Genomic DNA, 12736 nt, shown 5'->3' on the forward strand with positions numbered 1-12736 from the left:
GCCCGGGGCGCTGATCTCGTACACCACCAGGGACTCGAACCCTGAACCCGCTGATTAAGAGTCAGCTGCTCTGCCAGTTGAGCTAGTGGTGCGCGGGCCACCTGGTGACCCAGTACACCACCAGGGACTCGAACCCTGAACCCGCTGATTAAGAGTCAGCTGCTCTGCCAGTTGAGCTAGTGGTGCTTGCGCGAGGTGTAACGATACCGCCTCCGGTCCCAGAAGAGAAATCAGGGCCGGGGCGCCGTCGGCTCCTCCGGAAGGGCGCGGTAGGCTGAGGACATGGCTCCAGTGCGGGAGAAAGTGCCAAGGCCGAGCAACCTCGCCCTCAAACAGACGATGGCCGTCACCGGGCTCCTGTTCGTCGGGTTCGTCGTCATCCATCTGTTCGGCAACCTCAAGGTCTTCGCGGGGGAGGAGGCCTTCAACCACTATGCCGCCTGGCTGCGTGAGGTCGGATACCCACTGCTGCCCCGGGAGAGTGTGCTGTGGGGGTTGCGCATCGTTCTGCTGGTCTCGCTGATCGGTCACGCCGGTGCCTCGTGCGTCCTCCGGTTGCGCGCCCGTCGTGCCCGCGGTCCCCACCGACGCAGGGTGCGTGGCTACCGTCCGCTGGCGGCCGGGTGGATGCTGTTGGGCGGACTGCTCATCCTGGCCTTCATCCTGTTCCACCTGAGCGACCTCACCCTCGGGGGCCCGGGAGCATCGACAGGATTCCGACACCCGGACGGCCAGATGTACGCCTACCAGAATCTCGTCGCCAGTTTCTCCCGTCCCTGGGCGGCGCTCTGCTACATGGCCGCGATGCTCGTCATCGCCGTCCACATCGAGCACGGCTGGCGCACCCTGCTGCAGGACCTGGGCATGACCGGACAGCGACTGCGTCGGGCCTGGGCGTTTCTCGGAGGGCTCCTGGCCCTGGCGGTCGTGCTGGGCAACGCCTCCATCCCCGTGCTCGTCCTGACAGGGGTGATCGCATGAACATCTTCCGACCTCGACCTCGTCCGGGACACGTCACCGCGAAACCGCTGGATGCCCGGGTCCCGGACGGTGATCCCCGCACCGCCTGGGAACGCAGACGTGCCGAGTACCGGCTCGTCAGTCCGGCGAACCGCCCGAAGTACACCGTCATCGTCGTCGGCACGGGGTTGGCTGGATCCGGAGTCGCGGCGGCGTTGGGGGAACTCGGCTACCGGGTGGAGTGCTTCACCTTCCACGACGCACCTCGACGCGCACACAGCGTCGCGGCGCAGGGAGGCATCAACGCGGCACGGGCCCGGAAGATCGACGGGGACAGCCTCACCCGTTTCGTGACCGACACCGTCAAGGGTGGGGACTTCCGTGCCCGGGAGGCGGACATCTGGAGACTGGCCGCGGAGTCCGTACGGGTGATCGACCACATGTCCGCCATCGGGGCCCCCTTCGCCAGGGAGTACGGCGGTGAACTGGCCACCCGCTCCTTCGGCGGGGTCCAGGTCTCCCGTACCTACTACACGAGGGGGCAGACCGGACAACAGCTCCAGGTCGCCGGGGCCCAGGCCCTCCTGCGGCAGGTGGAACGCGGCGCCGTCGCCCTCCACACCCGCACCGAGATGCTGGACCTCGTCGTCGCTGATGGGCGTGCGCAGGGGGTCGTCGTGCGTGATCTGGTCACGGGAGAGCTCCGTGTCGTCACCGGACACGCCGTGGTGCTGGCCACCGGGGGCTACGGCAGCGTCTACTTCCACTCCACGTTGGCGATGAACTCCAACGCCACCGCCACCTGGCGGGCCCATCGCCGTGGCGCACTGTTCGCGAGTCCCAGTTTCATCCAGTTCCACCCGACGGCATTGCCGGTCTCCTCACCGTGGCAGTCGAAGACGACGCTGATGAGTGAGTCCCTGCGCAACGACGGCAGGATCTGGGTGCCCGTGAAGCCCGGGGACGACCGTTCGCCGAGCGCGATCCCGGAGAACGAGCGGGACCACTACCTGGAACGTCGCTACCCGGCGTTCGGGAATCTCGCGCCCCGCGACATCGCCTCCCGGGCCGCACGGGCAGAGATCGATGCCGGTCGTGGGGTCGGGCCCCTGAAGAACTCCGTCTACCTCGACTTCCGCGACGCCATCACCCGGCTCGGCCGTGACGTGATCGCGGAGCGTTACGGAAACCTGTTCGAGATGTATGCCGATGCCACCGGTGAGGACCCGTACGAGGTCCCGATGAGGATCGCGCCGGGTGCACACTTCACGATGGGTGGCCTGTGGTCCGATTTCGACCAGATGACCTCCATCCCCGGGCTTTTCGTCGGAGGGGAGGCGTCGAACAACTACCACGGGGCGAACCGACTGGGAGCGAACTCGTTGTTGAGTGCCTGCGTGGACGGTTGGTTCACCCTGCCGCTGTCGGTTCCCAACCATCTGGCGGGCCTGTCAGGCGTGCCGTTGCTCAGCGAGGACCACCCTGCGGCGCAGGAGGCGCTCAACGCGGTTCGGGAGCGGATCGACCGACTCGTGTGCAACCCGGGCCACACCCGCCCGACGGCATTCCATCGTCGCCTGGGGGAGATCCTCTACCGCGGGTGCGGCGTCACCCGCAGTTCCCAGGGCCTGCAACAGGCCCTGGGGGAGGTGCGCGGACTCAGGGAGAAGTTCTGGCGTGATGTGCGGGTGCTCGGCGAGGCCGAACGTCTCAACCAGGAACTGGAGAAGGCCGGGAGGGTCGCGGACTTCCTGGAACTGGCCGAACTCATGGTCCTCGATGCCCTCGACCGCGACGAGTCCTGTGGTGCGCACTTCCGTGAGGAGCACGCGCTCGCCGACGGGGAGGCCGCTCGCGACGATGATCACTGGTGTTTCGTCTCGGCCTGGGAGATCCGCCCTGACGGCAGTCATCGTCGACACAGTGAACCTTTGAGCTTCAAGTCCGTGGAACCGCAGGTGAGGAACTATCGATGAGAGTCGAACTGGAGATCTGGCGACAGGACGGCCCGAACCAGCCCGGCAGGTTCGAACGTCACGTCGTGACGGATGCCACGAAGGAGATGAGTCTGCTGGAGCTCCTGGACCGGCTCAACGACCAGCTGGTCCAGGAGGGACAGGAACCCATCGCCTTCGAGTCGGACTGTCGTGAGGGAGTGTGCGGGGCATGCGGGGTCACCGTCAACGACATCCCGCACGGTCCGGTCCCCAACACACCCTCCTGTCGACAGCACCTGCGGGCCTTCACAGGCATCGGCACGCTACGGATCGCACCGCTGCGTTCTGGTGCCTTCCCGGTGCTGCGTGACCTGGTGGTCGACCGCTCCGCCCTCGACCGCATCATCCGGGCAGGGGGACATGTCGACGTGCTGGCCGGCACCGCCCCCGACGCGGATGCCATGCTGGTCGGTCACGACGACGCGGAACTGGCCCTCGACTTCGCGGCCTGCATCGGCTGCGGGGCCTGTGTGGCGGCCTGTCCCAATGGGGCCGCCCACCTGTTCGCGGGAGCGAAGCTGGCGCATCTCGCCCTGTTGCCGCACGGAAGCATGGAGCGCTCGCGGCGGGCCAAGGAGGTGACCCGGGCCGTGGAGGAGGATTTCGGTCCCTGCTCCAGCTACGGGGAGTGCGTGCAGGTGTGTCCGGCCGGGATCCCGCTGACTGCGGTCGCCGCGATGCAGCGGGAGGTGTACCGGGCTGCCCTGGGATGATCAGGCGTTGGCGGGAACGCCGGTTCCGGCACCCCGGTGGCGGATCGTGGGGCGCACATCCGCCACCGGTGGTTCATCCTCCTGCCCCAGGACCGTGAACCCGCAGTCGGCGATCATCTGGAGATCTGCCCTGCCCGCCTGTCCCTCGGAGGTCAGGTAGTCGCCCAGGAACAGGGCGTTGCAGATCTCCAGGCTGAGGGCCTGCAGGCTGCGCAGGTGTTCCTCGCGGCCCGCGGCGACCCGAACCTCCACGTCAGGATGGACCAGCCGGATCATGGCGAGGATCCGTAGACACCTCAGCGGGGTGAGGTCGGCGTGCCCGGCGAGCGGTGTGCCGTCGAAGGGCATGAGGAAGTTCACCGGCACTGAGTCGACCTCCAGGGCTCGGAGGGCGAAGGCCACCTCGACGAGCTGTTCGTCGCTCTCGCCCATGCCCGCGATGAGGCCGGAGCAGGCGCTCATCCCGTGGGCGCGGGCGTGTTGGACCGTCTCGGTGCGGTCCTCGTAGGTGTGGGTGGTGCAGATGTTGCCGTAGTGGGACTCCGCGGTGTTGAGGTTGTGGTTGTAGGCATCCGCCCCGGCAGCGGCCAGCCTCTCCGGTTGACCCTCCTTGAGCTGCCCGAGGCAGGCGCAGACCTCGACGTCGGGGTGAGCCGCCTTGAGCTCACCGATGATCTCGGCCACCTTGTCGACGTCACGGTTGGAGGGGCCGCGGCCCGAGGCGACCAGGCAGACCCGCCTGGCCCCGCCCTCGATGCCGGCCCTGGCGGCGGCGACGGCGTCGTCGTTGCTGAGCCAGCGGTACTTCAGGACGTCGGCGTCGGAGCCCAGCCGCTGGGAGCAGTAGAAGCAGTCCTCGGGGCAGAGCCCGGACTTGAGGTTCACCAGGTAGTTCACCTTCATGGTGGTGCCGAAGTGGTGGCGACGCACGCGGCCTGCGGCGGCCACCAGTGCGTGGGTCCGGTCATCGGGCAGGCGCAGCACGGCCAAGGCCTCCTCGGGGGTGATGTGACGGCCGCCGATCACCTCGGTTGCAAGTTTCTCCAGGTCCACGATCTCTCCTTCGCGCTGGTTTGAACACTGTTCAATCTAGCAGTGGAGCGCGCTGTCGGGGCGTGCGGAGGGTACTCGTCGCCACGGCGTGCCGTCGGAGGAGCAGTTGACCAGCCGTCTACCATGGCCGTTGATGGAAAGGAGCGTCATGAGGATTGGCGTCATCGAGGGGGCCACTCGGCCTGGAAGCAACACGTCGGTCGTGACCCGTTGGGTGCTGGACCACGCGCCCGAGGGCGTCGAGGTGGTTCACCTCCCGCTCACCGAGCACGTGCTGCCGCTGTTCGACTGGGAGAAGCACCCCATGGCTGCGGGCAGGCAGTACCCGAGCGAGGCGATCCAGGCCTGGGCGGATGCGGTCAACGACTGCGACGGTTTCGTCTTCGTCGTCCCCGAGTACAACCACGGGGTCCCGGGTGGGCTGAAGAACGCGATCGACTGGCTGGGCAGCGAGCTGTGGGGGAAGGCCTCGGCCTTCGTCGGGGTCGGCGCTGACGGTGGCACGAGGGCTGTCGAGCAGCTGCGTCTCGTGCTGGCCAACTTCAACCAGTTCACGATCCGTTCCCAGGTCTCCCTGTCCATCTTCCGCGACATCGCGGACGGCAAGGTGCAGGCCTCGGACCAGAAGAACAAGGACCTGGCGGGGCTCTACCAGGAGCTCACCGCCACCGTCGCGCAGCTCAAGGGCTGACCACACGCCACGAGGGCCGATGGACACCCATCGGCCCTCCTGTCATGTCCTCGCGGGGTCAGGGGCGGAGCAGCACCTTGATCGCCCGGCGTTCATCCATCGCGCGATAGCCCTCTGCCGCCTCGGCCAGCGGGAGGTGCAGGTCGAACACCTTGCCCGGGGCGATCCGTCGCTCCAGGATCCGCTCGATGAGATCGGGCAGGATGCGTCGCACCGGGGCCGGGCCACCGAGCAGGTGCACCTGCTTGCCGAACAGCAGCGACCCGGGAAGGTTCACATCGTGCGACACGCCGACGAAACCGACGTGGCCACCCGGACGGCAGGACCCGATGGCCTGCTCCATCGACTGCTGGGTGCCCACGGCCTCGACGACGCTGTGGGCGCCCAGGCCGTCGGTCAGTTCCAGGACCTTCGCCACCCCCTCGTCGCCCCGTTCCGCGATGATGTCGGTGGCCCCGAACTCGCGGGCCAGCGCCTGACGCTCCGGATGCCGTGACATCGCGATGATGCGGTCCGCCCCGAGCTGGGCGGAGGCCAGGACGGCCAGGAGGCCGACCGCTCCGTCGCCGACCACCACGACGCTCTTGCCCGGGCCGACCTCGGCGGCGAGGGCCCCGAACCATCCCGTGCCGAGCACGTCGGAGGCGGCGAGCAGGTCCGCGAGCACCTCGTCGGACTCCGGTCGGCCCCCGGGGACCTGCACCAGGGTCCCGTCGGCGAGCGGGATCCGCACGAACTCGGCCTGGGTGCCGCTGGCGAAACCACCGGCCACGCAGCGGGAGGGGTAGCCGGAGGTGCAGATCTCGCAGGTGTTGTCCGACAGGCAGAAGGAGCCGACGACGAAGTCACCCGGGGCGACATTGCTCACCTCCTCTCCCACCTCGACCACGGTGCCGACGTACTCGTGCCCCATGGGCCGGTTCTCGACCGGGTCGTACCCACGGTAGGGCCACAGGTCGGAGCCGCAGATGCAGGCGGCGGCCAGTTCGATGACGGCATCGGTCGGTTCCTTGACGGTGGGGCGTTCCACATCGGCGACGACCACGTCGCCGGGTGCTTGCATGATCACAGCGCGCATGTTGGTTTCCTCGCAGTGGTTGGCAGGTGGTTCCACTGCCCTCGACTCTACAGGCGGGGCGGCTGGGGCAAAGCGGGGTGGTCATGACACGATGAGGGCATGACCGGAATCCGTGACCTTGGCCCGACGGACGGTGAGTTGCTGCTGGGGACCACCAGCGAGGGGCCGATGGCCAGGATGGGACATGCCCTGAGGATCCTGGTCCAGGACTGGACCGCGACCCTTGAGCTGGGGGAGGAGCCGATGAGCTGCAGCCTGCGGGCGTCGGCGAACCTCACGTCGCTGCGTGCACTCGACGGGCACGGGGGTGCCTCCCCGCTCACCGAGGAAGGGTTGCGCAAGATCGAGAAGAACGCCGAGAAGATCCTGGACTCGCGAACCCATCCCGAGGTGAGCTTCGTCTCCACGGGGGTGAGCGGTACCTGGGAGGCGGGGCTGCTCGACGGGGAATTGACGATCCGCGACGTGACCCGGCCCCAGCGGTTCGACGTGAGCCGGACCCCTCAGGGGACCTACCGTCTGACCGGGATGATCGCCCAGTCGCGTTTCGGCATCAAACCCTACAGCGCCATGATGGGGGCGCTCCGGCTCGGCGACGACATCAGCGTCGAGGTGACCGTCTCCCTGTGACGCGGTCGTGCGGACGGATCAGTCCGCACCGGGCTCCTGCCGCCCCGGACCTTGACCTTGGCCGGACACGAATCGCTGTTCTGTTCTTGCGGCACCTTTGTGAAACGTCTCAGGGGCAAACGGCCTGCCAGCTCGTGCTCGCTGCACGGGTTGCCGGGACTGTTCGTCCTCAGGAGGTGGCACGTCGAAAGGATCGGCCTTCAAAGTAGGATGAAATGCTGGAATTCGACGCGTGAGGTCGATCACACTGACTGAGCTGAACCAGAATCCCTCCCGGGCAACCCGGCTGGCGGACCATGGCGAGGCGATCGTGTTGCGCGGCGGACGTGCTGCCTACCGCATCACCCGGGTCGAGCCCTCCGGGGACCCGCTCGATGAACTCATGGCCACCGGTCTCGCCAGACCTCCCCGCAGTGCGGCCCCGCGCTCGAATCGACGCTTCCCGACCGTGGCCACCGAGACGGACCTCGGCGCTGTGCTCGACTCCGAACGGAGCCGGTTCGATGAGTTCTGCTGAGTGCACCTGGCTCGTCGGCTCCTCGGTGTTGCTGCGTGTCATCGCTGACAGCTCGGTCGCGGCGCGGGAGTGGTTCGAGGCCGCCCATGCGGCCGGTGACAGGTTCGTCGGGTCGAGGATGCCCGAACTGGAGGTGCTGCGGGTCGTCAAGAACGCTGGGATGACGACGGATGTCGCCCGTGAATACCTGGATGAGTTCGCTCTGATCGCCGGACCGATGACCTCATCGACGAAGCCATCGCCTTGGAGCCGGTGTTGGGGAGGGCCGACTCGGTGCACGTCGCCTCGGCGTTGCGTCTGGGAGCCGCCCACGTCACGATCGTCACCCACGATGCGCAGATGGCCAGGGCTGCGGTCGCCCTCGGGTTCGTTGTGTTCGACCCCGAGGGCGACGACCCTGGTGGTGCAGGGACTCTCATCGATTCACGCCACGTCGTGAGAGGACATCAGGCACGGGGACTGAGCGTGAACCCGCGGGTGATGACTCCTGACACCTGACCCGATCAGGCCGACCTCCTGCGGCGGGCGTTCTCCTCGAATCCTGAGGCGTGTCGCTTGAAGAAGTCGAGGAGTGTGTGGGTACCTGTTGGTTCGCCGACGCAGTCGTGCAGCATGCTCCACGACACGAACCGCATCGCATCGGCTTTCCTGGGGCTGAGGATGCCAAGAAGCGAAGGTGCGGCTGTCATGAGCCAAGGTGCCAGCCTGGTGATCCTCACAGGGCGGCCAAGCGCCTGGAAAGCACACTCGGCGAGGCCCTGCCACGTGAACACCTCTGGGCCCCCGACGTTCCACGTTCCAGCTGCGCCGGAGGTGAGACGGTCAACGCAGTACGCCGCGAGATCGGCCCCGTGGACAGGGTTGATCCGGACCTCGGGCCGCACGATGAGGACCCGCCCCCTCCGGGCCATCCTCAGGATCTGCATCATGTCGGAGAAGTAGCCGGGTGGGTTGACGATCTGGCTGGGGATGGCGGATATCGTCAAGTCCTTGACGAAGGCCGTCTTCGCTCGGGTCAGCTGCGCCGGACATGCGTCTCCTCCCAGGACGTTGACGTAGCAGAACGCCTTGGCTCCGTGCCGCTCCGCGGAGCGGAGGATGGCGAGGTTCGCCCGGTGGTCGATGTCCCAGGGATCGGTCTTCTGCCTGGTGACTCCCAGGGCCGAGATGACGCAGTCCGTTCCTCGAGCAACATCGGCGATGAAAGAAGGATTCGTGACCTCACCGACAGCCCAGTCGTCGACGAAGCCGTCGATGGAAGGTGAGTCCCATGGTCCCGGCCTGAGGGCTCGCTGATGGTCCCGCACGACTGCGCGCACCTTCAGGCCACGCCGATGCAGCTCGGCGGCGATGAATCGCCCCAGGTAGCCCGTCGCCCCGGCGAGGAGAACCGTCTGAGCCATGGATCCGTCCTTCCCACTGGCGATGTGGTGCAGTGCCGGTGGTCGGTGGCTGAGCGAGGCTGTCCACGTACGACAAAGGGCCAGGCTGTGCCTTGTCCTGGAAGGTTCAAACCGGTCCGACTGGGGTGAGTAACGGGACTCGAACCCGCGACATCCTGGACCACAACCAGGTGCTCTACCAGCTGAGCTATACCCACCATGCGCCATCGAAGTGGCGACTGGGCAACGATAGCGTATTCGGCCGCCTCACATGAAATCGACGTGGTGTGGGAGGATGCGGGCATGGATCTGCTCGACGTCGGCGCGGTGGAGCTCGCCCGCAGCCTGACCCCCGGTCGGGTGGCCGACCACCTGCTGCGGGTGTTGGCCCGCATCGAGGAGCGCGACCAGGGGGTGAACGCCTTCTCGGCCCTCAACCCGCAGGCCCTCGACGATGCCCGCGCCCTCGACCTGCTGCCCTCCCTCGTCGCGGCCCGGCTGCCACTGTTCGGGGTGCCCGTCGCCGTCAAGGAGGAGATCGACGTCGCCGGGATGGTCACCACCTTTGGCGGGCGCGGCAACTCCAGCCCGGCGGCCGCCGACTCCGAGGTCGTGACGCGACTGCGCGCAGCCGGGGCCGTCATCGTCGGCAAGACCCACATGCCGGAGTTCGGGCAGACGGCCTTCACGACGGGGGAGTGGGGCTTCACCCGCAATCCCCACGACCCCACCCGCTCCCCGGGTGGCTCCTCCGGGGGCTCTGCCGCAGCCGTCGCCTCCCGGATGGTGCCGCTGGCGCTGGGTGGCGACGCGGGCGGTTCCATCAGGATTCCTGCCGCCTGGACCGGGATCGTCGGGCTGAAGCCCACGCGCGGCAGGGTCACCACCGCCCCGCAGCCCCACCTGTGGCACGACCTGGGGAGCTATGGGCCGCTCGCCCGTGAGGTCGACGACGTGGCGACGGCTCTCAGGGTCCTCGCCCCGAGTGCGGTGCGACGCGAGGGGCCGTCGACCCTCACCGTCGGTTGGACCCTGGGGGCGCCGATGCCCGGGCTTCGGCCCTCGCCGGAGATCGCCGACGCCGTCGCCGGGGCCGCGCGTCGGCTCCAGGGGCTCGGCCACGACGTGCAGCACGGCTCGTTGCGCTGGCTGAACCCGGTGCTGCCCTTCCTCGTGCAGTATCACTGTGCCGTCCGCGACGAGGTGGCGGCCCTCGAGCACCCCGAGCGGGTGGAGCGGCGTTCCCGGCGGGTCGCAGCTCTGGGGAGTCTCATTCCCGAGGCCGTGTTCGAGTGGTCGCAGCGCCGCGTTCGTCGCATCGAGGAGGCGGTTGACCGGGCGTTCGGTGTCTTCGACGTGCTGCTCACCCCCGTCACGCCGACGCCGCCCCATCCCATCCGCAGGGTGCACGAGATGGGTTATCTCCGCGCCCATCTGCTGTCCTCGCCGGTCATCGCCTACACGTCGTACTGGAACCTGGCGGGGCTTCCCGCCGTCGCCGTACCGGTGGGCAGGACGACGACGGGGTTGCCGCTGGCGGTCCAGGTCATCGGTCCGCGTGGCGGTGATGACCTGGTGCTGGAGGTGGCCAGGCTGCTCGGCTGAGCCTCCTTACACCTCCGCGCCCAGGGCCTGGGCCAGGGTCCTCGCCTGCGCGGCTTCCTCCTTGCGGGACTGCCGCTCCAGGGAGCGCACCAGGATGGTGTGGGCGTAGGTGTTGGTGGGGTTGGTCTCGATCAGCTCCCGGGCCAGCCGCTCGGCCTTCGGCAGGTAGGCGGCCTTGTAGTTCGCCAGGGCCAGCAGCTCCTTGGTCTCCTCGATCTCGCTGGGTCGCCGCTCGACATCCAGGATGGCCTGGAGCTCGACGATGGCCTCGCGGAACCGACGGCTGTCGATGTGGTTCCTCGCGTTCATCAGGCGCTCGTATCCCATGATGGGCCTCCTTCGTCTCGTGTCGTGGAGTACAACGCGAGGCCCAGAAGGTTTATTCCTCAACTATTTCTCGGGGTCGGGGCCGGGTGTCAGGTGTCAGGCGTGCGGACGTCGAGTGTGAGCACGAACCGCCGACGAAAAACGCTGACACGTCGGCGGGTGACGGCGCAGCGCTTTTCGTTGGCGATTCGTGCCTGGGTGGGTCTGGTGGGGGAAGGGCGGGCAGGAATTGCGGAGGGAGGACGGTTCGCCGTCGTGTGGTGACGTGCCAGCGACTTTTGCCGGCGATTCGTGCTCGCTCAGGTCGGGATGGGAAGGCCGGTGACGCTGCCCCGATGCTTCGCCGCGACGAGCTTGGCCTGCGCCGTCGTCGGGCCGGGGGCGGCCACGAACATCGCCTCCCGGTAGTAGCGCAACTCCTCGATGGACTCCTGGATGTCGGCCAGGGCCCGGTGGTTGCCCTGCTTCTTCGGGGCCTGGAAGAACACCCTCGGGTACCAGCGACGAGCCAGCTCCTTGAACGAGGAGACATCGACGTTGCGGTAGTGCACCCACGCCTCCAGCTCCGGCATGTCGCGGGCCAGGAAGGCGCGATCCGTGCCGATGGTGTTCCCGGCCAGCGGGGCCTTGCGGGCTGCGGGCACGTACTCGCGGACGTAGTCGAGTGCGATCCGGGTGGCCTCCTCGAGGGTGGTGCCGGAGGCGAGGTCGTCGAGCAGCCCCGAGGCGGTGTGCATCTCCCGCACGACATCGGTCATCCCGGCCAGGGCCTCATCCGTGGGCTTGATGAGCACGTCGACGCCCTCGCCCAGCACGTTCAGCTCACCGTCGGTGACGAGCACCGCCACCTCGACCAGGGCATCCCTGGACAGGTCCAGGCCGGTCATCTCACAGTCGATCCACACCAGTTCATCGCTCACGGACACAGCCTAGTGACATCGGGGCCAGGACACCCACCGGACGATCTGGCGTTACACTCGTGGGAGTCACGGCCCCAGTAGCTCAGTGGATAGAGCAACAGCCTTCTAATCTGTCGTGCGCAGGTTCGAGTCCTGCCTGGGGCGCCACGATGGCTCAGTCCGGACCCCAGGCCGCATCCCTGATCACCTGGTGTCGCCCCCGAGGGCTGAGGGTGAAACCGTGTGCGACAAGGGTTGGCGCCACCACCTCGTCGATGAGCGATCCGGCGGCCGGGTCGGTGCCGGATCCTCCCGGGGGCTGGTCACAGCCACCGCCCAGCACCCCGCAGTTGACCAGCACTGCCTGCCGCCCAGGGGGAGCGGAGGGTCGTGACTCCTGCAGGAACAGAAAACCCTGAGGGGGCGAGGCCACCTGGTCCAGTGCGGGGTGCTCGTACCCGGTGACCGATCCAAGGCAGTACCCACAGCAGAAGAAGTCCACCAGAGCGACCACCCCGCGACGGCGCAGCTCCGCGAAGGCCTCGTCCAGCCGGGGCCGGTCCAGATCCGCGGACGCCGTGGCCAGCTGATGACATCGGAAGGTGAGCAGGTGGGCCACGAGGTCGCGGTCGGCATGCGTTCCGAATCGGCTCGCCCACGATCCCATCCGCAGACACCTCGTCAGGACATCGACCTCCGTCTGACCGGAGACGATCCAACCCCAGGCCAGCCGGATCTGATCCAGTGCCTCCTCGACCCCGGTGGTGTCCAGGCGGCCACGCCACGCCGGGGGCAGCGTCAACCCCGACGGCAGTGGCGTGACCTGGCTCATGACGCCACGGTAGCGGACCGGGTTGGTGAACGCCGTCGTCGTTGGCCGGGGC

Annotated in this window: 14 protein-coding genes and 4 tRNA genes; 9 read left to right on the forward strand and 9 right to left on the reverse strand. The window is 67.9% G+C overall.

Features of this window, described 5'->3' with window-relative positions; translation table 11 throughout:
• Nucleotides 1-19 precede the first annotated feature (19 nt).
• Nucleotides 20-92: transfer RNA gene (locus EII34_RS05490), tRNA-Lys, on the reverse strand.
• A gap of 21 nt (nucleotides 93-113) precedes the next feature.
• Nucleotides 114-186, reverse strand: a tRNA-Lys gene (locus EII34_RS05495).
• Between the two features lie 153 nt (nucleotides 187-339).
• On the opposite strand from EII34_RS05495, the gene EII34_RS05500 reads away from it, so the two are divergent.
• From EII34_RS05500 to EII34_RS05510, 3 genes are read left to right on the forward strand one after another with little or no spacing between them, the layout of a single operon-like run.
• Nucleotides 340-981: a succinate dehydrogenase cytochrome b subunit gene (locus tag EII34_RS05500; protein ID WP_395858074.1), complete on the forward strand. Its 642-nt coding sequence runs from the start codon at nucleotides 340-342 to the stop codon at nucleotides 979-981.
• On the forward strand, nucleotides 978-2936 hold the full coding sequence (locus EII34_RS05505; protein WP_124843756.1) for a fumarate reductase/succinate dehydrogenase flavoprotein subunit: 1959 nt from the start codon (nucleotides 978-980) through the stop codon (nucleotides 2934-2936). Before EII34_RS05500 ends, EII34_RS05505 begins: the two co-directional genes overlap by 4 nt.
• Nucleotides 2933-3670 (forward strand): succinate dehydrogenase/fumarate reductase iron-sulfur subunit, encoded by a 738-nt coding sequence (locus EII34_RS05510; RefSeq protein WP_124843758.1) that lies wholly within the window; start codon nucleotides 2933-2935, stop codon nucleotides 3668-3670. Before EII34_RS05505 ends, EII34_RS05510 begins: the two co-directional genes overlap by 4 nt.
• Here EII34_RS05510 and bioB read toward each other — a convergent pair whose 3' ends face one another.
• The gene (gene bioB, locus EII34_RS05515; RefSeq protein ID WP_221620206.1) at nucleotides 3671-4723 is read right to left on the reverse strand and encodes a biotin synthase BioB; all 1053 of its coding nucleotides are present in this window, start codon (nucleotides 4721-4723) and stop codon (nucleotides 3671-3673) included.
• A gap of 148 nt (nucleotides 4724-4871) precedes the next feature.
• On the opposite strand from bioB, the gene EII34_RS05520 reads away from it, so the two are divergent.
• On the forward strand, nucleotides 4872-5414 hold the full coding sequence (locus tag EII34_RS05520; RefSeq protein WP_260425058.1) for an NADPH-dependent FMN reductase: 543 nt from the start codon (nucleotides 4872-4874) through the stop codon (nucleotides 5412-5414).
• 58 nt (nucleotides 5415-5472) lie between these two features.
• Here EII34_RS05520 and EII34_RS05525 read toward each other — a convergent pair whose 3' ends face one another.
• A complete protein-coding gene (locus EII34_RS05525; protein ID WP_124843762.1) occupies nucleotides 5473-6492 on the reverse strand; it encodes a zinc-binding dehydrogenase in 1020 nt (339 codons plus the stop codon).
• A gap of 99 nt (nucleotides 6493-6591) precedes the next feature.
• Here EII34_RS05525 and EII34_RS05530 point away from each other — a divergent pair, with 99 nt between their 5' ends.
• The 3 genes from EII34_RS05530 (at nucleotide 6592) to EII34_RS05540 (ending at nucleotide 8137) form a co-directional block, all read left to right on the forward strand.
• The gene (locus EII34_RS05530; RefSeq protein WP_124843764.1) at nucleotides 6592-7122 is read left to right on the forward strand and encodes a YceI family protein; all 531 of its coding nucleotides are present in this window, start codon (nucleotides 6592-6594) and stop codon (nucleotides 7120-7122) included.
• Nucleotides 7123-7354: 232 nt separating this feature from the next.
• Nucleotides 7355-7639, forward strand: coding sequence for a hypothetical protein (locus EII34_RS05535; RefSeq protein WP_124843766.1), 285 nt, complete (start codon nucleotides 7355-7357; stop codon nucleotides 7637-7639).
• Nucleotides 7640-7894: 255 nt separating this feature from the next.
• Nucleotides 7895-8137, forward strand: a complete 243-nt coding sequence (locus EII34_RS05540; RefSeq protein WP_124843768.1) for a PIN domain-containing protein — start codon at nucleotides 7895-7897, stop codon at nucleotides 8135-8137.
• 5 nt (nucleotides 8138-8142) lie between these two features.
• On the opposite strand, the gene EII34_RS05545 is transcribed toward EII34_RS05540, so the two are convergent.
• The gene (locus EII34_RS05545) at nucleotides 8143-9042 is read right to left on the reverse strand and encodes an NAD(P)H-binding protein (protein WP_124843770.1); all 900 of its coding nucleotides are present in this window, start codon (nucleotides 9040-9042) and stop codon (nucleotides 8143-8145) included.
• A gap of 121 nt (nucleotides 9043-9163) precedes the next feature.
• Nucleotides 9164-9239 (reverse strand) — tRNA-His (locus EII34_RS05550).
• Nucleotides 9240-9324: 85 nt separating this feature from the next.
• On the opposite strand from EII34_RS05550, the gene EII34_RS05555 reads away from it, so the two are divergent.
• Nucleotides 9325-10626, forward strand: coding sequence for an amidase family protein (locus EII34_RS05555; RefSeq protein WP_185711196.1), 1302 nt, complete (start codon nucleotides 9325-9327; stop codon nucleotides 10624-10626).
• Nucleotides 10627-10632: 6 nt separating this feature from the next.
• Here the strand turns inward: EII34_RS05555 and EII34_RS05560 are convergent, their stop codons facing one another.
• Nucleotides 10633-10953: a hypothetical protein gene (locus EII34_RS05560; protein WP_124843774.1), complete on the reverse strand. Its 321-nt coding sequence runs from the start codon at nucleotides 10951-10953 to the stop codon at nucleotides 10633-10635.
• A 299-nt stretch (nucleotides 10954-11252) separates the two neighbouring features.
• A complete protein-coding gene (gene orn / locus EII34_RS05565; RefSeq protein ID WP_124843776.1) occupies nucleotides 11253-11873 on the reverse strand; it encodes an oligoribonuclease in 621 nt (206 codons plus the stop codon).
• A gap of 71 nt (nucleotides 11874-11944) precedes the next feature.
• Here orn and EII34_RS05570 point away from each other — a divergent pair.
• Nucleotides 11945-12020 (forward strand) — tRNA-Arg (locus EII34_RS05570).
• 7 nt (nucleotides 12021-12027) lie between these two features.
• Here EII34_RS05570 and EII34_RS05575 read toward each other — a convergent pair.
• On the reverse strand, nucleotides 12028-12684 hold the full coding sequence (locus EII34_RS05575; protein ID WP_124843778.1) for a DUF6891 domain-containing protein: 657 nt from the start codon (nucleotides 12682-12684) through the stop codon (nucleotides 12028-12030).
• Nucleotides 12685-12736: the final 52 nt, after the last annotated feature.

The organism is Arachnia propionica, assembly GCF_003859805.1.
GTDB classification, from domain to species: domain Bacteria; phylum Actinomycetota; class Actinomycetes; order Propionibacteriales; family Propionibacteriaceae; genus Arachnia; species Arachnia propionica_C.

Bases quoted from the DNA above. Each gene is read 5' to 3' on its own strand.
- EII34_RS05500 (WP_395858074.1), top strand. From the start codon at position 340: ATGGCCGTCACCGGGCTCCTGTTCGTCGGGTTCGTCGTCATCCATCTG.
- EII34_RS05505 (WP_124843756.1), top strand. From the start codon at position 978: ATGAACATCTTCCGACCTCGACCTCGTCCGGGACACGTCACCGCGAAA.
- EII34_RS05510 (WP_124843758.1), top strand. From the start codon at position 2,933: ATGAGAGTCGAACTGGAGATCTGGCGACAGGACGGCCCGAACCAGCCC.
- EII34_RS05520 (WP_260425058.1), top strand. From the start codon at position 4,872: ATGAGGATTGGCGTCATCGAGGGGGCCACTCGGCCTGGAAGCAACACG.
- EII34_RS05525 (WP_124843762.1), bottom strand. From the start codon at position 6,492: ATGCGCGCTGTGATCATGCAAGCACCCGGCGACGTGGTCGTCGCCGAT.
- EII34_RS05530 (WP_124843764.1), top strand. From the start codon at position 6,592: ATGACCGGAATCCGTGACCTTGGCCCGACGGACGGTGAGTTGCTGCTG.
- EII34_RS05545 (WP_124843770.1), bottom strand. From the start codon at position 9,042: ATGGCTCAGACGGTTCTCCTCGCCGGGGCGACGGGCTACCTGGGGCGA.
- EII34_RS05555 (WP_185711196.1), top strand. From the start codon at position 9,325: ATGGATCTGCTCGACGTCGGCGCGGTGGAGCTCGCCCGCAGCCTGACC.
- EII34_RS05560 (WP_124843774.1), bottom strand. From the start codon at position 10,953: ATGGGATACGAGCGCCTGATGAACGCGAGGAACCACATCGACAGCCGT.
- EII34_RS05575 (WP_124843778.1), bottom strand. From the start codon at position 12,684: ATGAGCCAGGTCACGCCACTGCCGTCGGGGTTGACGCTGCCCCCGGCG.